This is a genomic window from Aeromonas sp. SG16 (assembly GCF_024436135.1).
GTDB classification, from domain to species: domain Bacteria; phylum Pseudomonadota; class Gammaproteobacteria; order Enterobacterales; family Aeromonadaceae; genus Aeromonas; species Aeromonas jandaei.
Genome location: NZ_JANFNW010000003.1, coordinates 68,405 through 91,778, shown reverse-complemented (window position 1 = coordinate 91,778; position 23,374 = coordinate 68,405). Strand labels below are relative to the sequence as shown.

Genomic DNA, 23,374 nt, shown 5'->3' with positions numbered 1-23,374 from the left:
GCCTTCCTTCACTATCAAGAAATCAAGAACGACCTTTTCGCAAGGATATCAAGAGCTCGGCTTCTGCCTTTGGCAACTCGCACTCGCTCATGACTTCATCCAGATCGGCACCCAATTCAACCATCTTGGCAGCACGGCTGTAGAGCTTGCGCTCTGGATCCTGCATGGTCAGCTCTTGCTGGCGATCATTGATCTGTTGCATCGCCCCCTCCACAGCTTGCAGGCGTTGCCCCATACCAATGGCGCCGGTATGCAGCTCCATCATCTGTTTGCGCAAGCTTTCAAGTTGCCCCTGCAAAGTGGTCACGTGCGCCTCGGACTCCTGCTTGCTGCGCTTGCTTCTTGACCAGACATAAAAAGCAAACGCCAGTGCAATCAGGGACACCACCAAGGCAACTATCTCAATGATCAAAACATCACCTTATTGTTAGAGAGAACCAATTTCGTCCCACTCTTCATCAGAGAGCAACTTGTTCAGGTCAACCAGGATCAGCAGTTGACCATCGCGGTTGCTAACACCCTGGATGAACTTGGCGCTCTCTTCGGTACCCACTGCGGGAGCGGCATCGATCTCGGAGGAGCGCAGATAAACAACCTCGGCAACACTATCAACCATGATGCCAATCACCTGCTTCTCGGCTTCGATGATGACGATGCGGGAGTTTTCACTCACATCACCGGAAGGCAGGCCGAAACGGGAACGGGTATCGATGACAGTCACCACATTACCACGCAAGTTGATGATCCCGAGTACATATTCGGGAGCACCCGGCACAGGCGCGATTTCGGTGTAGCGCAATACCTCCTGCACCTGCATCACGTTGATGCCATAGGTCTCATTTTCCAGTTGGAAGGTTACCCATTGCAGCACTTCATCTTCAGCCAGATTCTGTGCAATATTGCGCTTTTCTGTCATGTTTTTATTCCTTTTATGAAAACGTCTACTGCTAAAACTAGCAATAAAACAGCTCGATTGCAGAAGTTATCAGCGACCTTCTATGTTGACCCCACGCTCCAATAAAAGGAGCAATTCCCGAACATGCAACAGGGCACACATTTTTTCTTTAACCATGCCCGCGAGCCAAGGGCGCTTGCCCTCCTGGTGGCGCCACTTGACCTGATCGCGGTGCAACAATTCAGTTCCTTTTAGGTGATGACACGCCAGTCCCCAAGGTGACTCTCCAAGCATAATCAGATATTTGTAAGGATCCATCTCCAAATGCTGCCCAGGCATCACCCACTGGGTTGTATCCACTACATTCATCTTTTGCTCGCGAGAGGTCATGATCCCTTTGTACCAGCCTGGCTGACCAAAAAGAGAGGTCACCTCTCCCAACTGATGAATCCCGCCAAGATCGGTCAAGGGCACCGCAAACGTCACGCCAGATACTTCAAAGAAGAGAGCCTGGAACTCCTTGCCCGTCTCGATATTTTCCCAACTGACGGGAGACTCTGCTACTTCCGGTGCAACTTCTACTGCAGTCTCGGTTACGACCGTCGTAATCGGTTCTGCAATCTGATGGCTCAATACCTCAGCAGGCCACTCAGGCTCTACTGGTGACAGAGACTCTTCAGCCACAATTTGCAGTGGCTCTGACACTGTTAGCTCATTGGTAAACGCGTCATTCTCAAATTGCACCTGCCCCACTTGAGCCAGCAATTCACTCAGTTGGGTAAGACGCGGGTCACTCTCCATGTAGGGAGGAGCAACTACCTCCGGCACACTTTGAGGTTGTCGCTGCAACTGCACTACTGGCGCAGCAGAAGCTTCTTCGATTTCATCAAGCCCTGACGGGTCATCAAGGAGCAGCGAATGGAAATAATCATCCATTGCCCGAACTTGAATGGTATCTCTCATGCCGTCACCTCATGAGTCCGCTGCCGCTCAAGCGCGTCAAGATATTTGAGCAGAGTTTCGTAGGCATAGGTTCCACGACTCCCGGGTGAATAAATGGAGGGGGGAATATGCAGCAAACTGGCGTCTCGGAATTTGGTATCGATGGGGATCACCGCGTTCCACACCGCATCACCGTACTGTTCCTTGATTGATTTCAACGTCATCAACGATGCTCGGGTACGCTTGTCAAACATGGTCGGAATGACGGTAAAACGGAATTTATCCCGTTTTGAACGCTGCATGATTTCAAACGTCTTCATCATCCGCTCAAGCCCTTTCAGCGCCAAGAATTCGGTCTGAACAGGCACCAGAATGCGGTCACATGCAGCAAGCGCATTGACCATCATCACTCCCAATACTGGTGGACAGTCAATTAGCACGTAGTCGTACTGATCCTGAATACGCAGCAACGCGCGTTTGAGCACCAGCCCCATCCCTTCCCGGTTCCCCATGACCCGATCGAGCGTAGCCAGCGTGATAGATGCCGGCAGCAGATTGATATTGTCGAACTTGGTTTTGAGCGTCAGTTTATTGACAAGCTCGGTGGTCGGCTTGACTGCTTGAAAAAGCTCATAGAGCGTGCCATCAAGACGATCCGAATCGTAATCGAGATAAGCGGTCAACGAGGCATGTGGATCCGTATCAATCAGCAGCACTCGTTGGCCACGCTGAGCCAGGATCCCGGCGAGAGAGACCACTGTGGTGGTTTTACCGACACCGCCTTTCTGGTTGGCAACCGTCCAAACAATCACTGTATCAATCCTGCCTTGTTGTTATACGCATGCCACCACCGGGTAGCGAGATCACCTTGACCTCACCAGCATCCGCCGCTTTTTGCACTTCCGGCACAGCCTCTGTGGCTGGCGGAGTTTTGACTACAGGTCTTGCAGGTACCCAGGCAAACTTGGAGATAGCGACCACCACTTTACGGTTCTGTAGCCGCCCCTCTTCGCTACCATTGTCTGCAAAAGGAGAAAACTCACCATATGCCTCGAATGCCAAGCGCTGAGGTGCAATACCATTGGCAATCAAACCGTTTAGCACTGCCTCAGCCCGAGCCGCAGACAGAGCCCAGTTTGAGCGATAAATTTCATTATTAATCTGTTGGTTATCGGTATAACCCCTGACCCTTACATAGTTATCGACCGGTTTGAGAATACTTGAAAGAGTATTGATAACCGGTGCTGCATTGGGCCCCATAAATGCACTTCCACTGCCAAATAACAGTCCTGAACTCAACTCGATTGTCAGCCAGTTCTCATCTTGGGTCAGTTTGACTATCCCGGACTCAACCAATGATCCCATGCTTGCCTGCAGCTGTGTACCAAGCGTCGCAAGTGTTGTGCCATTTTGCAAAATAGGGACACCGGAAATAGGTGCAAGAGAGGGAGCAGGTCCGCTTGTCCCATCAAGTATTGAAGGTGCGGAAGAGGCCGAATTTTCCAATAGCGAATGACCTTGACCATCCAGCAAACCGTCGCTGTGCGGCTGAATAACACTGAAAGCCTGACTCATACCGTCAATGACTGCACGATACTTGTCCTTGTTAACCAAGGCTACGGAATAGAGCACCACAAACAGGGCAAAGATGAGAGTCATGTAATCGGCGTAGGAGACCAGCCAGCGCTCCAGATGCTCACGCCCTTGCAAGTGCAACCGATAACGCTTACGCATGGCTACTCTCCCTTCAGATATGCCTTGAGCCGCCGTTCTACCTGCAAACCATTTTCACCATGGGCAATCGCAATGAGCCCCTCCAGCGTCATCTCCTGGAAAAGCGCAGAATGGTAATGGAAAGCCCTTAACCGATTGGCAACTGGCAGATAAATCAGGTTGGCAAACCCCACTCCATAAATGGTTGCAACAAAGGCTACCGCAATTCCCGCGCCCAGCGCGGCAGGGTCTTCGAGATGGAACATTGCCTGGATAAGCCCCATCACGGCGCCAATGATCCCGATGGTTGGGCTATAACCCCCCATGGATTCAAATACCCTGGCTGCATGCTCATTGCGCTCTTGCTCGATGTCGATGTCGGCCTCCAGCAACATGCGGATATCTTCTGTCGACACACCATCAACAATCATGTTCAACCCTTGGCGGGTAAATTCATCTTCCTCTTGCTCCGCCTGATCTTCCAAAGCCAGCAGCCCTTGCTGCCGGGCAAACACAGCCCAGGATTGTAAACGCTCAGCCTGAAGCATCAGCTCCTGACGTGGGGGAACAAAAATCCAAAGAACCTGCCTGAGCGCAAGCAAGATATATCTGACGGGAGTTTGCAGAGTAACGGCACCGAAGGTGCCGCCCAATACGATCAGAAAAGCGGGGCCATCAACCAGAGTCAGCAGGGAACCACCATGCCACAATTGGGCAATGGCAATGGCTCCCAAAGCCAGGAGCAGGCCAAACAAGCCCATGATCAGCGCCCCAACTCAACCAGGATACGCTGTGCCACTTTGTCCAAAGGAAGTGATTCACTGGCGATACCTGCCTTGGCAACAGCCTGAGGCATCCCATATACCACACAAGATGCTTCATCCTGAGCCCAGATAGTAGAGCCTTGCTCTTTCAGCAGCTTGGCTCCATCTCGGCCATCTGCGCCCATGCCCGTCAAGACAATCGCAAGCACCTTGTCGGCATAGGTTTTAGCTGCAGAAGCAAAGGTAATATCAACACAGGGTTTGTAGTTAACTTTGTCATTGCCATCAATTATCCGGATACGAGCACCAACGCCACGCCCTTCAAGCAACATCTGTTTGCCACCCGGAGCCAGATAGGCATGGCCAGGTTTGAGCACGTCACCATCCTCAGCTTCCTTTACACCGATCTGGCACAAGCCATTGAGACGAGCCGCAAATGCCGCAGTAAAGGTTGCCGGCATATGCTGGATCAGCAAAATCGGGTGAGGGAAATCACCTGGCAGCTTGGTCAACACATTTTGCAATGCAACCGGTCCCCCAGTGGAGGTACCAATAGCAACCAATTGATAAGTTTTACCACTACGCTTGAATGCCGGAGCAGGTGTTATGCGCGGTGTTTCTGGCACACGCTCAGCAGTTCGCGATGCAGCTGAAGAACTCAGTGGCGATCTGGCCATCGGCTCAGGAGCTTTAGGGCGAGCAGAGCTCATCAAAAAGCGCTTGCGGGAAATCTCCTTCACCCGCTGCTGCAGCAATCTGACTGCTTCATCTTTGTCTCTGGCGATGTCTTCAAACTTTTTAGGTAAGAAATCTAGGGCCCCGGCATCCAGAGCATCCAGCGTCGCCTTTGCTCCTTCGTGGGTCAGAGAGGAGAACATTAAAATAGGTGTTGGACATTTGGCCATAATCTCGCGCACAGCGCTGATACCGTCGAGCACGGGCATTTCGATGTCCATGGTGATTACATCAGGGCGCAGCGACATCGCCTTGTCCACGGCCTCACGTCCGTTTTGAGCGGTATCAATCACTGTCAGCATGGGATCCTGACTAATGATTTCACTTACCCGACGGCGGAAGAAACTCGAATCGTCGACAACTAATACCTTGACTGCCATTGTTATTTTTCTAACTCCTTGGGCCTGAGCTATTAATGTCTACGCGCATATGCTTTGAGCAGACTCGGCACATCCAAAATCAGGGCTATTCCACCATCACTGGTAATTGTTGCACCCGCCATACCTGGCGTTCCTTGCAGCAAGCTATCAAGTGGCTTGATAACCACCTCTTCCTGGCCAATCAGGCTATCAACAACAAAACCAATTTGCTGTGTCCCTATCTGCACAATAACCACATGACCTGTATCTTGACGGGAGCGCTTGTTGGGACCACGCACCAGCCATTTATGCAGATAAAAGAGCGGAATTGCCTTCTCACGAACAATGATGGTGAGCTGACCATCCACCATATTGGCCTTTTTCAAATCCAGGTGGAAAATCTCATTCACGCAACCAAGCGGCAGGGCAAAAGTTTGCTCCCCCACCTCTACCATCAGGGTCGGCAAAATCGCCAGAGTCAGTGGCACCTTGATTTCAAGACGCGTACCTTTACCCCATGTCGAATCAATATGTACTGAGCCATTGAGGCCAACAATACTGGTTTTCACCACATCCATACCGACACCACGGCCAGATATATCCGAAATCTCTGACTTGGTAGAGAAACCCGGAGCAAAAATCAGGTTGTAGGCATCATTGTCACTCATGCGAGCAGCAGTATCTGCATCAAGTACACCACGGCTGATTGCTATAGACTTGAGTTTTTCGGGATCCATACCAGCACCATCATCTTCGATACAGAGCAGGATATGATCACCTTGCTGAGAAGCACTCAGGGTGATTGTTCCCTGACGTGGTTTACCCGCTTTTTCACGGATCTCGGGCAACTCAACCCCATGGTCACAGGAGTTACGAACCAAGTGAACAAGGGGGTCAGCCAATGCCTCAACCAGGTTTTTATCAAGATCGGTCTCTTCACCGACCATGACCAATTCGATTTCTTTTTTGAGAGTACGAGCCAAATCACGAACAACGCGCGGGAATCGACCAAAGACCTTCTTGATCGGCTGCATCCGGGTCTTCATGACCGCTCCTTGCAGGTCCGCAGTCACAACATCCAGGTTGGCAACAGCCTTTGACATCTCTTCATCGTTGCTGGCAATACCAAGACTAACCAATCGGTTACGCACCAATACTAACTCGCCCACCATATTCATGATGACATCGAGCGTCTTGGTATCCACCCGAACAGTAGTATCACTTTGTACGGCACTGTTTTCAGCCGGAGCTGGAGCTGTAGACTTAGCAGCTGCAGGCGCTGCGGGCTTGGATGGCGACTCTGCAGGTTTTGCTGAGGTACTCGTAACTGGCTTGGCTGCAGGAGTAGGCACTGCAGGTTTCGACTGGGCTGGCACCGCGGCAGGTGCGGCAGGTGCGGCAGGTGCGGCAGGTGCGGCAGGTGCCATTGTACTCTGCGGCCCTTGCCCACGCCCATGAAGTTCGTCAAGCAAGCGTTCGAACTCATCATCATCGATAAGCTCGTCCACCTCTTTTTGCACAGACTTCAAGGGGTTGACCTCTGGCGCCCCCATGTGCTGACCCTGACCATGAAGCTGATCCAGCAAGGCCTCAAACTCATCATCGGTGATGTCACCGGAGCCACCCACTATCGGGGCGGTTGCAGTAGTCTTGGTGGGCGCGCCACCCACCCCGTGCAACTCATCCAGCAGACGCTCAAATTCATCTGCAGAAATCTCGTCAATGGAACCACCACCATTGACCGGAGCAGGGTCGCTGCTGACGGCAACAGGTTCAACAACCTCGGAAACAGCCTCGACTATCGGCGCAACAGGCTCCGGCTCAGCAGCAGTCGCACTAGTGGCTGTGCGCAGTTGTTCTTCACCTTCCGGCTTGCACAACTCATGGAGATCATGAAGCAAATCATCTGATGCAGGGCTTGGCGCTTCGCGATTTTGAACCTGGGCGAACATGACATTGATGGCATCCAGCGCTTGCAGGATCACATCCATCAGCTCAGCAGTAACGGTTCGCTTGCCGTTACGCAAGATATCGAACACATTTTCCGCCCCGTGGCATACGTCAACCAGTTCACCGAGCGACAGAAAACCTGCCCCCCCCTTCACGGTATGGAAACCGCGAAAGATGGCATTCAACAGGTTCTTGTCATCGGGCCGCTTTTCCAAGTCGACCAGTTGTTCAGACAACTGTTCCAATATTTCGGATGCTTCGACCAGAAAGTCTTGCAGTATGTCTTCATCAACTTCGAAGGCCATGCGTCACTCCATTAGAATCCCAAGCTAGACAGCAGATCGTCCACATCATCCTGACCATTGACCACATCGGCACGGGCCTCGGGGTTCATGATGGGGCCTTCAGCTTCAATCCCGTTGACAGGAAGGCTGCGAGTTGAATGCTCTGCAGAAGCCTCACCAAACATAGTCAGCATTTCTATTAATTTTGTTTCTACTTCCTGCACAAGTTTGATGACCTTGCGGATCATCTGCCCGGTCAGATCCTGAAAATCTTGCGCCATCAGGATCTCTGTCAGCAGTTGCCGTAATTTATCGGCATCAGACTCTGAAGCCTTAATAAAATCATCGAGTTGGTGACATAGCGATTTGAATTGCCCAACATTCATGTCGCGGGACATCAAGGCATTCCAGTTCGGCATAACCAGCTGGATATTGTCATTAAGACGATCTGCAATCGGCAGGCTGGCTTCTACCGCATCCATGGTGCGATTTGCAGCCTTGTCAGTCATATCGATAACGTAGCTAAGGCGTTCCCGAGCATCGGGGATATCATGAGTGGCCAGATCGGGAATCCGCGGATCAAGGCGAAACTCTTGTAGTGAATTATGCAGTTGTCTTGTCAGCTGACCGACCTTGTCAAACAGATCGGAGGCGTTGGGGGCACATACTTCGGCAAGCAGATCATCGGCCAGCTCAAATTCACCTTGCTCAAGATGAGCAACAAGCATCCTTGCCTGGTCGAGCGAAATCATTGCTCTCGTTTTGGCCATCATCCCTGCAGCTCCTTAGCCGATTCGTTCAAAAATCTTGTCCAGTTTTTCTTTGAGCGTCGCTGCAGTGAAAGGCTTGACGATGTAGCCATTAACGCCAGCCTGTGCGGCCTCAATGATCTGTTCGCGTTTGGCTTCAGCTGTAACCATCAAAACCGGAAGATGTTTGAGTTTGTCATCAACCCGAATGGCCTTGAGCAGGTCAATACCTTGCATGCCGGGCATGTTCCAGTCAGTTACTACAAACTGGAAATCACCATTTTTCAGCATCGGCAATGCTGTATTGCCATCATCCGCCTCATGGGTGTTGTTGAATCCCAAGTCGCGCAGCAAGTTCTTGATAATCCGGCGCATCGTTGAAAAGTCATCAACAATGAGGATTTTCATGTTCTTGTCCAAAATTCCCTCCTAAATAGCCGCCTCGGCGGCTCACTTACATGATGCTAAAAACGGGTTGTGTCGTGCGGATTATGCCTTAGAGTTTAGTCTCAGTGTAGCCAGTACAAACACTTATAGATGCCAATCTCGCAAACGAGCACGTAATCTGTGCATTGCCTGACTGTGGATCTGACTCACCCGTGACTCACTGACATTCAAAACCTCGCCGATTTCGCGCAAATTCAGCTCTTCATCGTAGTAAAGAGAGAGAACCAGAGCTTCCCTCTCTGGTAAGCGACCAATTTGCTCGGCTAATGCAATCTGAAATCGTTCTGCTGCCAAATCATCGAAACCTGACCCAGAGGGAGCGTCATCAGGATGACCAATCACATCCTCACTGACCCCCAGATCCTCAATCCCGATAATTTTTCCGCAGGAAACATCCTGCAGCATGACATGATAATCAGCAATCGAGACCCCCATCTGAGCCGCGACTTCCGTATCACGCGCATCTCGACCATTGGCTTGTTCAACATTTTCGATGGCTTCAGATATTGCACGGCTGTTGCGATGCACGGAACGAGGCACCCAGTCACCACGCCTAATCTCATCGAGCATGGCACCACGAATGCGGATCCCTGCGTAAGTCTCGAAACTGGCCCCCTTGCTGCCGTCAAAGTTGCGAGAGGCCTCCAGCAGCCCAATCATACCTGCCTGGATCAGGTCATCCAGCAAGACACTGCTGGGCAGACGAGCCAGCAGATGCTGGGCTATTCGCTTGACCAGCGGAGCATGTCGCTCCACCAGCACATAGGAATCCTGATGACGCAAGTACGCTTGGGCTTTATTCACGGGAACCTTCCTGTGTTGTGGCCGGCTTTTGCAGCAAATTCTCCAGGAAAAACTCCAGATGACCACCCGGCTGATTGGGAACTGGCCAGCTTGCCGCCTTGTTGGCCAGCGCACGGAACGCCAGCGCAGCAGGAGATTTGGGGAATGCTTCGACAATCAGCTTCTGTTTGCGCACTGATGCCCGCAAATTGGTGTCGTAAGGCACGCAGGCTACCAGCTCAAGAGAAGTATCCAGGAAACGATCAGTTACCCGAGTCAGCTTGGCAAAGAGCTCCTGGCCCTCACGCAGGCTGCGTACCATATTGGCCACTACCTTGAAGCGGAACACGCCGTGCTCCTTGGAGAGGATCTTGATGAGAGCGTAAGCATCGGTAATGGAGGTCGGCTCATCGCACACCACGACCATGATGTCTTGCGCTGCGCGGGTGAAGCTCAGCACCATGTCGGAGATACCGGCTGCGGTATCTACCAGCAAAATATCGACCTGAGTCTTCATTTCGCTAAAAGCTCGGATAAGCTCGGCATGCTGTACGGGCGATAGCTCGACCATCGACTGAGTACCGGAGGTTGCCGGCACAATCATCATGCCGTACGGCCCCTCGACAATGATGTCGTCGATCGTGCATTCACCGGCCAGTACGTGGGATAGGTTGCGATGTACCCGCAGCCCCAGCATGACATCCACGTTTGCCAGACCGAGGTCAGCATCCAGTACCATCACCCGTTTGCCCTGCGCAGCCATGGCACCTGCCACGTTCAGAGTGACGTTGGTCTTGCCAACGCCCCCCTTGCCTCCGGAAACGGCGATTACTTTAACTCGATTGTTTTGACGCATTTTGCGCAGACCACTCGCCTGATCCATATACATGTTACTCATAAAACTCCGAATCTTCGGCCTCGCCAAAGCCTGCACCCCAGAAATAGGGCTCTTCTGTTTCTCGCTCCAGCGACCCCATGGCGGCTCCAACGAGCTGCGCCGCATTGGCAACCTGAATATCTTCCGGAACCCTTTGTCCGTCAGTGATATAGCTGATGGGCAATGAATTCTGGATACACACGTTAATCACTTCGCCCAGATTCAGACTTTCATCCAATTTGGTAAGTATGCAGCCGCTAAGCGGAATACGCCGGAAATGGTCGACCGCCTCCTGCATCACCCGACGCTGGGAGGTTGCGGACATCACCAGATAACTGCGGATCCGCACCTTGGCATTCTTGACCAAGGTATCGAGCTGCTCGGTCAAGCGAATATCCCGCTGACCAACCCCTGCCGTATCGATCAATACCAACCGACGATGGCGGAACTGATAAAGCGCGCTGGCCAGCTCCTCGGCATCGCGCACCTGGCGAACCGGACATCCCATGATGCGACCATAGGTCTGCAACTGCTCATGGGCACCGATCCGATAGTTATCCGTAGTAATGAGAGCTACCTGCTCGGCGCCATATTTCATGGCAAACCGCGCTGCCAGTTTGGCGATGGTGGTGGTTTTGCCAACCCCCGTCGGACCGAGCAGGGCTACTGCCCCCCCCTGCCGCATAATTTCGTCTTCGCTGATCTTGAGCTGGGCAGTAAGCACTTCTGCCAGTTGCGCCATTCCCTGATGGATCGACATATCTTCCGGGATCATGCCGGCAAGCTGATCGGCAAAAGCATCGTCAAAACCCATCTTCTTGAGTTCCTTGATGAGCAGCGCTCGCATCGGCTCCCGACGCTCCACCTCCTGCCACATCAGACCGGAGATCTGGTGCTCCAGCAGCTTGCGGATGCTGGCCATCTCCTTGCGCATCCCCTCCATCTCCTGATCACGTTGATTGGATTGAGGGGCGCGAGGAGAAGTTGATGCGGCACGAGCCCGAGGTTTGGCTGGTTCGGGGGCGGCCCCCCACTGTCCCTGTTCGGCAAGGGTTTTCGGCGCAGAAGTCGTGGCAGCTATTGCGGCTGGCTGAGCCCCCCCCATCCCGGCACCATTGCCCGGTTGGAGTTTTTGCTGGCGAGCAAGCAAGGCTGCCAGCGTATCGGCATAGTGTTCGTTCTGGTTGGGTGCTGGTTCAGGGCGCCCCATCTGCCGCGCGGCAGACGAAATATTGACGCTCTCATCGTTCAGCTGACGGCGAACCGGCGTATCTCTCGGCCCCGGAACCTGGGATTGATAGTCAACAGCGGCGACTATCTCGACCCCTCCGGTCACCTTCTTGTTGGACATGATGACGGCATCCGGCCCGAGAGTCTCCTTGACCTCGGCCAGAGCCGTTCGCATGTCCTTGGCAAAAAACCGCTTAATCTTCACCCGTCATCTCCGCTAACTAGTTCTGTCCGACTGCACTGACGATACGAATCTGCTTGTCATCAGGCACTTCCTGATACGACAGAACGCGCAATCCTGGAATGGCATTCTTCACAAATTTGGCTAGGGTATTGCGCAAGATCCCTGATGTCAGCAGCACGGCAGGTTGACCTTCCAACTCTTGCCGCTGTGTGGCTTCTACCAGTGAGCGCTGCATCCGCTCCGCCAAACCCGGCTCAATACCGGCACCATCACCGCCACCCGCCTGCAAGGATTGATGCAATATACGTTCCAGTTCTGGTGCCAAGGTAATCACCGGTAGCTCGGGATCCGGGCCGGCAATCTCCTGCACGATCAGACGGCGCAGGGCAATCCGGCAGGCGGCTGTCAGCACTTCCGGATCCGGGCTACGTGGTGCGTACTCGACCAGGGTCTGCAGAATAGTGCGCATATCGCGAATTGGCACGCCTTCATTGAGCAAATTCTGCAATACCTTCACAAGGTTACCCATGCTGATGACTTCAGGCACCAGCCCTTCAACCAATTTGCTCTGGTGCTTGCCGATCATATCGAGCAGCTGTTGCACTTCATCGTGACCGAGCAGCAATGAGGCATGGTTGGTGAGGATCTGGCTAAGATGGGTGGCAACCACAGTAGCAGTGTCAACCACCGTATAGCCCAGTGTTTGAGCATGAGAAACCTGCTCCTTGGCAACCCAGACGGCTTCCAGCCCAAAGGCTGGGTCCCGCGCGGCAATGCCTTGCACCTGACCAAAGACCTGACCCGGGTTAATAGCCATCTCCTTATCATGGTAAACATTGGCCTCGCCGGTACTGACCCCCATCAAGGTGATGCGATATTGGTTGGGAGCCAGCTCCAGGTTGTCACGAATGTGCACGGCAGGGATAAGAAAACCCAGCTCTTGGGACAGTTTCTTGCGTACCCCTTTAATCCGGTTGAGCAACTCGCCTCCCTGACTGCGATCCACCAGCGGAATGAGCTGATAGCCCACTTCCAGACCGATGATATCGACTGGCATCACGTCGTCCCAGCTCAGCTCTTTCTGCTCGTGAGCAGGTTGGTCGGCACTTGCCGGCATCAACTCCCCTTTGGCTGCCTTGGCTGCAAGCAGTTTCTCGCGGCGCAGCAGCCACCAGGCTCCGACCGCAGCTACGCCACCCAGACTCAGAAATGCCACATGCGGCATACCGGGCACACTGCCCATCATCAGCAAGATGCCGGCAGAAATGACTAGCGCCTTGGGATTATCGAACAGCTGTCCCAATACCGCAGTCCCCATATCCTGATCGGTATTTTGCCGGGTGACTATGATGGCTGCTGCGATAGAGAGCAGCAGGGAGGGGATCTGGGCAACCAGGCCATCACCGATAGCCAGCAAGGTGTAGATCTGGGCCGATTCGCTGAAGGTGAGCTGGTGTTGGGCCATGCCGATAATGAACCCCCCCAGTATGTTGATAAAGAGGATCATGATGCCCGCAATCGCATCCCCTTTAACAAATTTGGACGCACCGTCCATGGAACCGTAGAAATCGGCCTCCTGAGTCACATCCTGGCGACGCTTTTTGGCCTCTTCCTGATTGATAAGGCCGGCGTTCAAATCGGCATCGATGGCCATCTGTTTGCCTGGCATCGCATCAAGAGTGAAGCGGGCACTCACCTCGGAGATGCGCCCTGCACCCTTGGTGACCACCACAAAGTTGATGATCATCAGGATCATGAAGACGATGATGCCGACCGCGTAGTTACCGCCGATCACTACGTTACCGAAGGCCTCAATTACATGCCCCGCAGCAGCACTGCCATTGTGGCCTTCCAGCAAAACAACTCGGGTAGAAGCCACGTTAAGCGCCAGACGAAGCAGAGTCGCGATAAGCAGTACGGTAGGAAAAGCGGCAAATTCCAGAGGGCGGCGGGTGTAGACGGCAACCAGCAGTACCACGATGGAGAGCGCGATGTTGAAGGAGAAGAGGATATCCAGCATCATAGGCGGAATGGGCAGAACCACCATTCCCATGGACGCCAGTACCAGCAGCGGGGTACCGACCCCTTTGCCAAGCAGCCATCTGTACTCTTTTAAGCGGCCCAATGATGCCTTGAATTCCATCGCTTTTCTCGATCTTTACTCGCTGGTTCCAGATTAAAGCAAACATCAAGCCAAAAATTCAATGCATTGATTTTAAATGATTTTATTTTGACTGTGTCAGAACTTTGTCATTTGCGATATTCAGGCGGAATAGGAAGATCTTTAGCCAGCGGCTGCGGGCGACGGCCGTGTCCACGGCGGAACTTCTTGAGCTGGAACACATAGGCCAGCACCTGGGCCACGGCAGCAAATAGCCCTTCCGGTATTTCTCTACCCAGCTCGGTGGAGTGATAGATGGCGCGGGTCAACTCGGGAGAAGGCATGATGGGAATATTGTACTCACGGGCGATCTCCCTGATCTTCATCGCTACCTCATCAGTCCCCTTGGCGATGACCTTGGGTGCGGCACCAGGCTTGCCCGCCTCATATTTGAGGGCAACAGAGTAATGGGTCGGGTTGGTGATAACCACATCCGCCTTGGGTACTTCCCCCATCATCCGGCGCGCAGCCATCTCCATTTGCAGACGACGGATCCGCCCTTTGACCTCTGGCTTACCTTCGCTATCCCTGAATTCGTCTTTTATCTCCTGCTTGGTCATCTTGAGCTGACGCATGTGATTCCACTGCTGGAACGGCACGTCTATGGCCACAATAGGGATAAGGGCACAACAGAGGATGATCAGCATCCAGAGAAAGAGTTCTAGTGCATCAATGATGCCACCGGGGTATCCCTCCATCGAGAGATTGAGCAGATGGTTAAACTGGCTGGAAAGCATCCACCATGCAAACAGGGAAATAAACACAACCTTGGCAATCGACTTGACCAGCTCGACCAACGATTGCACCCCGAACATCCGCTTCAACCCGTTGAGCGGGCTCAGCTTGCTGAACTTGGGCATCATCGCCTCGGTGGAGAAGTTCATCCCCCCCATCAGGGTATTGCCGATAAAAGCGGCAATGGTAACCAGCGCAAAAAGCAGGCCCAGCGGAAGGATCAATTCCCCAAGCAATGCAGGCACCATGGCGATCATGGCGTTGGGGTCAAAGACCTGCTCCCTGTTCAGAGTAAAACCGGTCGTCAACACCTTGATCATGGCGCTGGCGAGCGACCCCTTGAGCATCAGCAGCCCGAACACGGCTGACAACAAGACACTGGCGGTACCCAGCTCTTTTGAACGAGCAATCTGCCCTTTTTCACGGGCTTGTTGCAGTCGTTTGCCCGTGGGCTGTTCGGTACGTTCCTGATCGGTATCAGCCATGGGCGCCCCCTTGGCACTGGGTGTCAATCAGCTCGCAGCTGACCTCCTGCACCCGCTCCCACAGACTATCAAAATGGCCGAGAAAACCACCGATAGTGAGCCAGAGGATGAGCAGACCCGACATCATACTGACGGCAAAACCGATACTGAAAATATTGAGCTGGGGAGCAGCCCGGGTCATCACGCCAAATGCGAAGTTGATCAGCAGCAGCGCCACTATGGCAGAGAGCGACATGACCAGCGCAGCCTGATACATAACCCCCAGGAATGCGCTCAAGGTTTGCATGGAGGAAACCGAAAGACCGCTATCGGAGACCGGGAGCGTCTCAAAGCTGAGGATGACCAGTCGCAGCATCACCAGATGACCATCGAGCGCCAGAAAAACCAGCGTCGCCAGCATCAGATAAAACTGGCCGACCACAGGTGTAGCCTGACCATTCATGGGGTCAACTAGGGTGGCAAAACCCAGACTGGTCTGCATGGCGATTACCTGACCCGCCATGACGAAGCTTTCCATCAGAAACTGGGTCATCAGGCCCAGCGCAATACCTATAAGCAACTGCTGGGCCAACACCAGAAAACTGCCGACGGAAAAAAGCTCGATGGGAGGCATCTTGGGGAGAAGAGGCGCAATCAGAAAGGTAATGGCAAGGGCCAAGCCAATCCGGATCCGGGCCGGGGCAAGGCGGCTGCCAAATACCGCCATCACCATCAGCAGGCTACTCACCCGAGCCAGTGGCCAGAGGATGGAAGACAACCACTCCATGATAAGAGCGGTTGTGTAGGTCATCCCACCACCTCGGGGATCTGACTCACCATTAGCTGAAAGAAGTCCATCAAACTCTGCAAGCCCCAGTGAGCACCAACCCCCAAAGCTAAAAGCGTCACAATCAGACGAGGCAGAAAGCTCAAGGTCTGTTCGTTGATGGAAGTGGCCGCCTGAAAAATAGCTACCAGCAAGCCAACGAAGAGGCTGGGCAGTATCACGGCACAGACCATGATTGTGACTAACCAGAGCGCCTCGCGAAATACGTCGACAAAGGTTTCAGGGCTCATGCTGCCTGCTCCTTCGGCCCGGCTTAGCCGGTACCCAGTCCGAAACTGTTGGCCAGAGAACCCAGAATCAGGTTCCAGCCATCCACCATGACAAACAGCATCAGCTTGAATGGCAGTGAAACGATCATCGGCGAGAGCATCATCATCCCCATCGCCATCAAGATACTCGCCACCACCAGGTCGATAACAAGAAACGGCAGAAACAGCATGAAGCCAATCTGGAAAGCAGTTTTCAGTTCGCTGGTTACAAAAGCCGGGATCAACACCCGCAGCGGCACATCGGCAGGTTTCTCCACCTGCACGTTGGCGATCTCCATAAAGGTATTGAGATCCTTGATGCGAGTTTGCGCCAGCATGAACTGATGGATGGGTAATTCGGCCCGCTCCAGTGCCTCTTTAGCCTGAATGGTCTCTGCCAAATAGGGCTGCAACGCTTCATTGTTGATGCGATCGAGTACTGGCGACATGATGAAAAACGACATGAAGAGAGCGATGCCGATCAGCACCTGGTTGGAAGGGCTCTGCTGCAATCCGATCGCCTGACGCAAAATTCCCAGCACTATGATGATTCGGGTAAACGACGTCATCATAATCACCATGGAGGGCAAGAACGAGAGCGCCGTCATCAAAGCCAGTACTTGCAGGGTCAGGCTGTACTCCTGACTACCATCAGCCATGGTTTTGACGGTCACAGCTGACATTGCATCCTGTGCCACGGCCAGCGAGGAGAAGAGCAGCGGGGTCATCAGGCTGATCGACAGCCAGATCCAGTTAGCTTTTTTCATGCTTGCCCATCAATTTGCCAAGCTGCTGGGAGAAAACCTGAGGCTGATTTTCATCGAGCGGCTCTTCCAGACGATAGAGGAAGTTGACCTGCTGTGGCGTGACCCCGACCAGCAACTGCTGTTCACCCACCTTGACCACCAGCAACTTCTCTTTGTAGCCCACCGGCAGGCTGGCGATCACCCTCATCTGGCCGCCTCCCATGGCGGTGGCAATCTTGCTCTTCTTGAGCAGAAAACCCAGAACCAGAATAAGACCGATCACCATCAGGCTGGAGAGCAACCAAGAGCTCAGGCTGGGGGCATTGACTGCCGCCCCGACATCGGCCAGTGCCGGCAAGGGCAGCAGTAGTAACAGCAGCATTCGCATCATTTGAGTTTCTTGATCCGCTCAATCTGGCTGATGACATCGGTCAGACGGATACCGAACTTGTCGTTTACCACTACTACCTCACCGTGGGCAATCAGGGTGCCGTTGACCAGCACATCCAGCGGCTCACCTGCCACCCGATCCAGCTCCACGACGGAGCCCTGGTTCAGTTGCAACAGGTTGCGGATGCTAATCTGGCTGCGGCCCACTTCCATGGCGATGGTGACAGGAATATCCAGAATGGTATCGAGCTTGCGGCGCTCCTCGGCACTGATGGGGGCGTCATCTTTCAACTCTTCCAGCGGGGCTGGCTTGGCTTCCGCCGTCACCTGCTCTTCCAGAGCGGCAGCCCATGCGTCCGCCATCAGATCCTCTTCCTCAGTTCCGCTCATCTTGCTTCCTTATCGCTACTTCATGACCGTTTATCGCAATAAACCGTCGATTATCTCTGTTGATCCTCGATGCTGCGCTCCAGCTCTTCCAGCTCGGCCTCGCCATCGATACGTACACCGCCCCGGGTCACCAGATGCATCTCTGTCTTGACCCCTTCCGGGCGCTTGAGTTTGTCGGTGATTTTGAGTGCAACGTTATCCTTGGTGCGCCCCATCTTGGCGTGGAAAGTCGGCAGATCTTCCACAAAAACCAGCAGATTTTCCGGCATCTCGACCGGGATGATATCACCGGGTTGCAGCTCCATCAGCTCGCGCAGGGTGAGCTCGGTCTCCAGCAGTTTGGCCCGCAACTCGACCTTGACGTCCATGATCTCGTCGCGCAAGGCCTTGCTCCAGCGCACATCGGTATCACCCTTGTCACTCTGTACACCGGCATCCAGCAGTTCGCGAATGGGCTCGAGCATGGAGTAAGGCATGGCCACATGGAAGTCACCACCACCACCATCCAGTTCGATGTGGAACGAGCTGACCACGATCACTTCGGTCGGGCTCACTATGTTGGCCATCGCCGGGTTCACTTCGGAGTCGAGATACTCGAAGCCCACATCCATCACCGGAGCCCAGGCATCCTTGTAATCTTCAAACACCAGCTTGAGCAGCATCTGGATGATGCGTCGCTCGGTGGGGGTAAATTCGCGCCCTTCAATTTTGGCGTGGTAGCGACCATCGCCACCAAAGAAGTTCTCCACCAGGATGAATACCAGCCGAGCCTCCATGGTGATTAGCGCAGTCCCTTTCAAAGGGCGGAAACGCACCATGTTGAGACTGGTTGGCACAAACAGGGTATGAACATACTCGCCAAACTTGAGCATCTGTACGCCGTTGATGGATACCTCGGCGGTACGGCGCATCATGTTGAACAGGCTGATCCGCATGTGGCGGGCAAAACGCTCGTTCACCAGCTCCAGCGTCGGCATGCGGCCACGGACGATGCGGTCCTGGGAGGAGAAGTCAAACTGGGCTACGCCGGGATCCCCCGCCGAGCCTATCTCCTCCTCTTCGACATCATCGACACCGTGCAAGAGGGCATCAATTTCGTCCTGACTTAACAGATCGCTCACGCTTCACCTACTGCATTACAAAGCCGGTAAACAGCACTTGTTCGATAACGGGGGAAGAGACCAGATCCTTGAGCACCCGGCGACACTCTTCCAGTGAATCCTTGCGCAGCTTCTCCTTGCCTTCGAAGGTCATCAGCTGTTCGGCCGTTGCTGCGCTGAACACCCGCAGCAAGGTGCCTTCAATCAGGGGGATATTCTGCTTGGCCAGCGTCTCATCAGCGGTACCGCGTACCTGCAACTGGATCTTGATCTGCACCAGACGATCTCGCTGTACGCCAGCTACGTTGAAGACAAAGGGACGCGGCATCGATACATAAAGTGAAGGCTGGGGCGCCTCCTCCTTAGGTTTGGCCTCTTTTCCCTCGGCAGCTTCGGCGGCCGGTTTCTCCGAGCCGGAGAGCATCAGAAAGGCGCCAGCACCGCCACCACCCAGCAGGATTACGGCAAGGGCGATGATAATGATCAGCTTCTTTTTCTTGCCCGCGGCCGGGTCTTTCAGGGTTAATTCGTTATCGTCTGCCATCCCTTGTCCACCCTCATATCAAACTTGTTCGATATCATAAACTTACTCGGGATTGCATCAAGCATAGAAATCAATTCCGGAACCGTTTGTCGATTCCACCAGCACATTGAGGGTAGATGTAGTCACATCCCTCGGTTCCTGCCCTCTGCCGGAGCCTGATTGACCGCCACTCTGGCCCTGCTGCCCCTGACCACCAGAGGTTGCCTGACCTTGCTGTTGCTGCTGTTGGGACTGATGCTGCACCTGGGTTTGACCAAGCTGGATCCCCTGCCCCGCCAGCATGTCGCGCAGACGCGGCATCGCCTGCTCCAGCATCTCACGAGTCTGTCCATGTTGTACCACGAAATGGACGCTGGCCTGACTGGAAGCATCGATCTGGATCTGGATTTTCATCTTGCCAAGGCCGATGGGGTCGAGCTGGATCTCCGCCTGCTGCAACTTGTCCGCCAGCATCAGGTTGACCTTCTGGTGCAACTCGGCAGGGGCTTCCTGGCCAGCCAGCTTGAGGTGAGGCAAATTCTGCGGCTCGCGGCGCTGTGCGCCCTCGGCGGCTGACGGGGTACGGTTTTCGGCAACCTGCACCTGCGGCTGGCTGTTCTGGCTATGTTGCACCGGCTGACTCTGGTTGCTCTCGCTGGCCGTCTCGGTCACCACCACACTTTGGTTGGCACTATCCACTTTGGGTTTTACATCGAGTTGGGCTGATTTGCGAAGCGGAGCCGCTCCAGCCGCCTCCATCTGCTGAATGCCTGCGGAGATGGTCGACAAGGGGGCCTGTGGCCCTTGCGATTCAACCTGTGCCAACACCTGCTGTGGCGCAACCATCACTGGTTCCGCGCTGGCAGGAGCAGGTGCCTGAGCGCTCTGGGTCGTGACAGAGACAGGAGCAGTTGCAGCCCCTTCGCGAGCACTCTGGGCCGTCGGGGCCGGATTGCTATCTGCCGTTGTCTGCTGCCCGGCACTCTTGCCATCCCCTTGTGCGCCACCTTGTGACCCATTCTGGGCCGTACCATCGGCTTGCTTGAGCCCTTCGTGGAAAGTCTTGAGCGCCTCACCCTGTCCCTGAGGAGCGGTAGTCTGGGCTGCTTGTCCCTTGTTCAGCGGCACAGCACTATCCATTTCACTCTCAGGCCCGACTTGCGAACCAGAAGCCGTCTCAGGTTTGCTAACCGGGGCAGACTCGCCAGTTGGCATCAGTTTGGCCAACTGGGCAACACGTTCGGCTCCGGAGAGAGGTTTATCCCCCTTGGAGGCAGGTACTGGTTCCCCCTGCCCCTTGAGTTCAGTTTCTCCCTTGAGTGTGCTGGCGCTCTGCCCTTCGCCGGTATTCTCAACTACCTCTTCTTCAACTACCTCTTCTTCAACTACAGCCTGAGAGGATTCACTATTCTGAGCGGTGGACACAGCTTGTGCGGACGCCGCAGCAAGCTTCTCCAGCATGGTTCCAGCGGCTACCGAGGACGGCAGCGCCGGCTTGTCAGTCGCGCTCGGTTTGACGTCATCACCAGCCTCAAGCGCATGCGGCTCACCCTGTTGCGGCAACAGATTGCCGTCAGCAGGAGCCGCGGCAACGATGGCAGGCGTTACCAAAGAGGTGTCGAGTTTGAGGGAGTCTTGCAGACGCAGCAGAAAATCGTTGGGAGGCAGCTCGTCCCCCTTCTTCTCGCCATCTTCTTTGATGCTGCTATCGCTCTCGGTCGCCAAAGATTTGGCTGATCGGTCGCTGCTGCCGGATTTGTTGACGGCACTCTCTGCAACTCCCTTCTCTGCGGACCCTTTATCTGCTGGCCCCTTATCCTTGCTCTGCGCCTTTGCAATCAGAGAGGCGAAGTCCCCCTTGCTATCGAGGGCTCCGGCGCTATCCATATTTGCAGTTTCGGGTGTACCGTTCAGGGCGGCTTTGTCCAACCCGTTCGTCTGAGCCGAAGGCGCTTGTGTCAACACTGTCTGCATCATGATGGAGTCCCTGAATTATGGAGGTTCCCTGCGGGATGACCTCCGACCATGTTCAGTTCAAAGCAAGTTACAGGCCAGATTGATGGAAGCGCCTCAAGATAGCGTACTCATCCAGCATCTTCTGCTCCTGACGCTGGGCCTTCTGCTGTTCGCGGCTTGCCTGTTTTTCCAGCAGCAACTCCACCGCCTTGCGCCGCTGCTGAGCTGCCAGCCACTCTTCGCGGCGCTGCTCCAGCGCCTGCCGCACCTGCAACACCCCTTCGTACTGCTGGGTTGCCGCCTGCTCGAGCTTGTTGATAAAGGCGTGATACTGGGCGTTCTGCTGCGGAGAGATCCCCTGCAAGCCGCGATCGGTCCACTGCTGGTGATAGATCTGGCGATACTGGTTGAGGGCATTTTGCTGCTCCATGAACAGCTTGAGATCCTGCTGGGCCTTCGCCAGCGCGAGCGCACACTGCTGCTCCGCCTCCACCAGCCGTTCCGACAACAATATCAACCCTTTACTCATGGATCAGCTCCACCATCCAGCGACTCATCAACGCATCAGTGGCATCGCCACCATCTGCAAGGCCTGCAGGCCATCGTCATAAGGGATAACCTCGCGCATCCCCTGCTGCAAGAACTGATCCAGATAGGGTTTCTGGATGATGGCACGGTCGATACGGGGATCAGAACCCTGGCTGTAGGCACCTATGGTGATGAGATCCCGGTTCTGCTGATAGAGGGAGTAGAACTGCTTGAGGGTACGCGCCAGATCCATGTGTTCCGGCGAAGTCACCATGGGCATGACCCGGCTGATGGACTTCTCGATGTCGATGGCGGGATAGTGGCCCGCATCGGCCAGCTCGCGTGACAGCACGATGTGGCCATCGAGGATCGCCCGCGCAGCGTCTGCGATGGGATCCTGCAGATCGTCCCCCTCGGTCAGTACGGTGAAAAAAGCGGTGATGGATCCCTGCCCATCGCTGCCGTTACCGGCCCGCTCAACCAGCGCCGGCAATTTGGCAAACACCGAGGGCGGATAACCCTTGGTGGCCGGCGGCTCGCCCACGGCCAGCGCAATCTCGCGCTGTGCCTGGGCATAACGGGTAAGAGAGTCCATCAAGAGCAGCACGTTGAGCCCCTGATCGCGGAAATACTCGGCGATGGCCAGTGCGGTTTCGCACCCCTTGAGACGCATCAGCGGCGAAGCATCGGCGGGAGCTGCCACCACCACGGAGCGGGCACGCCCCTCCTCGCCCAGGATATCCTCGATGAACTCCTTCACCTCACGGCCCCGTTCGCCGATAAGCCCAACCACAACCACATCGGCTACCGAGCCGCGGGTCATCATGCCGAGCAGCACGGATTTACCAACGCCGGAGCCGGCAAAAAGCCCCATCCGCTGGCCCTGACCGACGGTCAGCACCGCATTGATGGCACGCACCCCGACATCCATCGGCTGATGAATGGGGCGACGCGCAAGTGGATTGATGCGGTGCTGGGCAAACTGCACCATCTGGGAGGAGAGAATGGGGCCGAGGCCATCCAGCGGCTGACCGATACCGTCGATCACCCGGCCGAGAAGATTCATGCCGACGGGAATACCGTGTTCTTCAGTGATGGGCACCACCCGGGCACCGGGAATGACCCCCTTGAGCTGCTCGCTCGGCATCAGATAGAGGCGATCGCCAGAGAAGCCGACCACTTCAGCCTCCAGCGTCCCATCAAGGGTATCGATACGGCAGAGCGCACCGATGGCAGCACGGCAGCCTATGGCTTCGAGGGTCAGCCCCACCACCCGGGTCAATTTGCCGGCAACCGGTGGTTTGGGGGCGCTATCGCGCACCTTGTACCCTTGCAACCGGTTCAGTAGCGAGCCGCTCATCTGGCCTCCTGATC

At 54.7% G+C, this 23,374-nt stretch carries 25 protein-coding genes; all 25 read right to left on the bottom strand.

Features of this window, described 5'->3' with window-relative positions; all coding sequences use genetic code 11:
* Window positions 1–22 precede the first annotated feature (22 nt).
* The 25 genes from NOM67_RS10425 to fliI all read right to left on the bottom strand — a co-directional run bounded on the left by NOM67_RS10425 (window position 23) and on the right by fliI (window position 23,360).
* Window positions 23–409 carry a DUF2802 domain-containing protein gene (locus NOM67_RS10425; RefSeq protein WP_255937215.1) on the bottom strand — a complete coding sequence of 129 codons (387 nt, stop codon included), beginning with the start codon at window positions 407–409 and terminating at the stop codon, window positions 23–25.
* An 18-nt stretch (window positions 410–427) separates the two neighbouring features.
* A complete protein-coding gene (locus tag NOM67_RS10420) occupies window positions 428–916 on the bottom strand; it encodes a chemotaxis protein CheW (RefSeq protein ID WP_033114441.1) in 489 nt (162 codons plus the stop codon).
* A gap of 69 nt (window positions 917–985) precedes the next feature.
* Window positions 986–1,858 carry a chemotaxis protein CheW gene (locus NOM67_RS10415; protein ID WP_156853267.1) on the bottom strand — a complete coding sequence of 291 codons (873 nt, stop codon included), beginning with the start codon at window positions 1,856–1,858 and terminating at the stop codon, window positions 986–988.
* Entirely contained in the window at window positions 1,855–2,649 is a 795-nt protein-coding gene (locus NOM67_RS10410; protein WP_033114443.1) for a ParA family protein, read from the bottom strand. Before NOM67_RS10410 ends, NOM67_RS10415 begins: the two co-directional genes overlap by 4 nt.
* Before the next feature lie 4 nt (window positions 2,650–2,653).
* Complete coding sequence (locus NOM67_RS10405) at window positions 2,654–3,571, bottom strand: flagellar motor protein MotB (protein WP_255936748.1); 918 nt, start codon at window positions 3,569–3,571, stop codon at window positions 2,654–2,656.
* Window positions 3,572–3,573: 2 nt separating this feature from the next.
* Window positions 3,574–4,311 carry a flagellar motor protein gene (locus tag NOM67_RS10400; protein WP_043850363.1) on the bottom strand — a complete coding sequence of 246 codons (738 nt, stop codon included), beginning with the start codon at window positions 4,309–4,311 and terminating at the stop codon, window positions 3,574–3,576.
* A gap of 2 nt (window positions 4,312–4,313) precedes the next feature.
* Window positions 4,314–5,429 (bottom strand): chemotaxis response regulator protein-glutamate methylesterase, encoded by a 1,116-nt coding sequence (locus NOM67_RS10395; protein ID WP_041208908.1) that lies wholly within the window; start codon window positions 5,427–5,429, stop codon window positions 4,314–4,316.
* Between the two features lie 32 nt (window positions 5,430–5,461).
* Complete coding sequence (locus NOM67_RS10390) at window positions 5,462–7,663, bottom strand: chemotaxis protein CheA (RefSeq protein ID WP_255936744.1); 2,202 nt, start codon at window positions 7,661–7,663, stop codon at window positions 5,462–5,464.
* An 11-nt stretch (window positions 7,664–7,674) separates the two neighbouring features.
* Window positions 7,675–8,415 (bottom strand): protein phosphatase CheZ, encoded by a 741-nt coding sequence (locus tag NOM67_RS10385; RefSeq protein ID WP_033114448.1) that lies wholly within the window; start codon window positions 8,413–8,415, stop codon window positions 7,675–7,677.
* Window positions 8,416–8,427: 12 nt separating this feature from the next.
* A complete protein-coding gene (cheY, locus tag NOM67_RS10380; protein WP_010634617.1) occupies window positions 8,428–8,811 on the bottom strand; it encodes a chemotaxis response regulator CheY in 384 nt (127 codons plus the stop codon).
* A gap of 111 nt (window positions 8,812–8,922) precedes the next feature.
* Complete coding sequence (locus tag NOM67_RS10375; protein WP_041208910.1) at window positions 8,923–9,642, bottom strand: RNA polymerase sigma factor FliA; 720 nt, start codon at window positions 9,640–9,642, stop codon at window positions 8,923–8,925.
* Window positions 9,635–10,477 (bottom strand): MinD/ParA family protein, encoded by an 843-nt coding sequence (locus NOM67_RS10370; RefSeq protein WP_370689164.1) that lies wholly within the window; start codon window positions 10,475–10,477, stop codon window positions 9,635–9,637. The genes NOM67_RS10375 and NOM67_RS10370 overlap by 8 nt, the downstream gene beginning before the upstream one ends.
* 34 nt (window positions 10,478–10,511) lie before the next feature.
* Window positions 10,512–11,933, bottom strand: coding sequence for a flagellar biosynthesis protein FlhF (flhF, locus tag NOM67_RS10365; protein ID WP_182925950.1), 1,422 nt, complete (start codon window positions 11,931–11,933; stop codon window positions 10,512–10,514).
* 16 nt (window positions 11,934–11,949) lie between these two features.
* Window positions 11,950–14,055: a flagellar biosynthesis protein FlhA gene (flhA, locus tag NOM67_RS10360; protein ID WP_156853264.1), complete on the bottom strand. Its 2,106-nt coding sequence runs from the start codon at window positions 14,053–14,055 to the stop codon at window positions 11,950–11,952.
* A gap of 107 nt (window positions 14,056–14,162) precedes the next feature.
* Window positions 14,163–15,293, bottom strand: coding sequence for a flagellar biosynthesis protein FlhB (gene flhB, locus NOM67_RS10355; RefSeq protein ID WP_156853263.1), 1,131 nt, complete (start codon window positions 15,291–15,293; stop codon window positions 14,163–14,165).
* Complete coding sequence (gene fliR / locus NOM67_RS10350) at window positions 15,286–16,083, bottom strand: flagellar biosynthetic protein FliR (protein ID WP_156853262.1); 798 nt, start codon at window positions 16,081–16,083, stop codon at window positions 15,286–15,288. The genes flhB and fliR overlap by 8 nt, the downstream gene beginning before the upstream one ends.
* On the bottom strand, window positions 16,080–16,349 hold the full coding sequence (gene fliQ, locus NOM67_RS10345) for a flagellar biosynthesis protein FliQ (RefSeq protein ID WP_041208915.1): 270 nt from the start codon (window positions 16,347–16,349) through the stop codon (window positions 16,080–16,082). Before fliQ ends, fliR begins: the two co-directional genes overlap by 4 nt.
* Before the next feature lie 23 nt (window positions 16,350–16,372).
* Complete coding sequence (fliP, locus tag NOM67_RS10340) at window positions 16,373–17,134, bottom strand: flagellar type III secretion system pore protein FliP (RefSeq protein ID WP_156853261.1); 762 nt, start codon at window positions 17,132–17,134, stop codon at window positions 16,373–16,375.
* A complete protein-coding gene (gene fliO / locus NOM67_RS10335) occupies window positions 17,121–17,504 on the bottom strand; it encodes a flagellar biosynthetic protein FliO (protein ID WP_043849985.1) in 384 nt (127 codons plus the stop codon). Before fliO ends, fliP begins: the two co-directional genes overlap by 14 nt.
* Window positions 17,501–17,893 carry a flagellar motor switch protein FliN gene (gene fliN, locus NOM67_RS10330; RefSeq protein WP_005298791.1) on the bottom strand — a complete coding sequence of 131 codons (393 nt, stop codon included), beginning with the start codon at window positions 17,891–17,893 and terminating at the stop codon, window positions 17,501–17,503. The genes fliO and fliN overlap by 4 nt, the downstream gene beginning before the upstream one ends.
* 50 nt (window positions 17,894–17,943) lie before the next feature.
* Entirely contained in the window at window positions 17,944–19,014 is a 1,071-nt protein-coding gene (fliM, locus tag NOM67_RS10325; RefSeq protein ID WP_041208918.1) for a flagellar motor switch protein FliM, read from the bottom strand.
* A gap of 7 nt (window positions 19,015–19,021) precedes the next feature.
* Complete coding sequence (fliL, locus tag NOM67_RS10320; RefSeq protein WP_041208919.1) at window positions 19,022–19,537, bottom strand: flagellar basal body-associated protein FliL; 516 nt, start codon at window positions 19,535–19,537, stop codon at window positions 19,022–19,024.
* 57 nt (window positions 19,538–19,594) lie between these two features.
* Window positions 19,595–21,403: a flagellar hook-length control protein FliK gene (locus NOM67_RS10315; RefSeq protein ID WP_255936683.1), complete on the bottom strand. Its 1,809-nt coding sequence runs from the start codon at window positions 21,401–21,403 to the stop codon at window positions 19,595–19,597.
* Window positions 21,404–21,560: 157 nt separating this feature from the next.
* Window positions 21,561–22,001 (bottom strand): flagellar export protein FliJ, encoded by a 441-nt coding sequence (gene fliJ / locus NOM67_RS10310; RefSeq protein ID WP_033114462.1) that lies wholly within the window; start codon window positions 21,999–22,001, stop codon window positions 21,561–21,563.
* A gap of 27 nt (window positions 22,002–22,028) precedes the next feature.
* A complete protein-coding gene (fliI, locus tag NOM67_RS10305) occupies window positions 22,029–23,360 on the bottom strand; it encodes a flagellar protein export ATPase FliI (protein WP_156853258.1) in 1,332 nt (443 codons plus the stop codon).
* Window positions 23,361–23,374 lie beyond the last annotated feature (14 nt).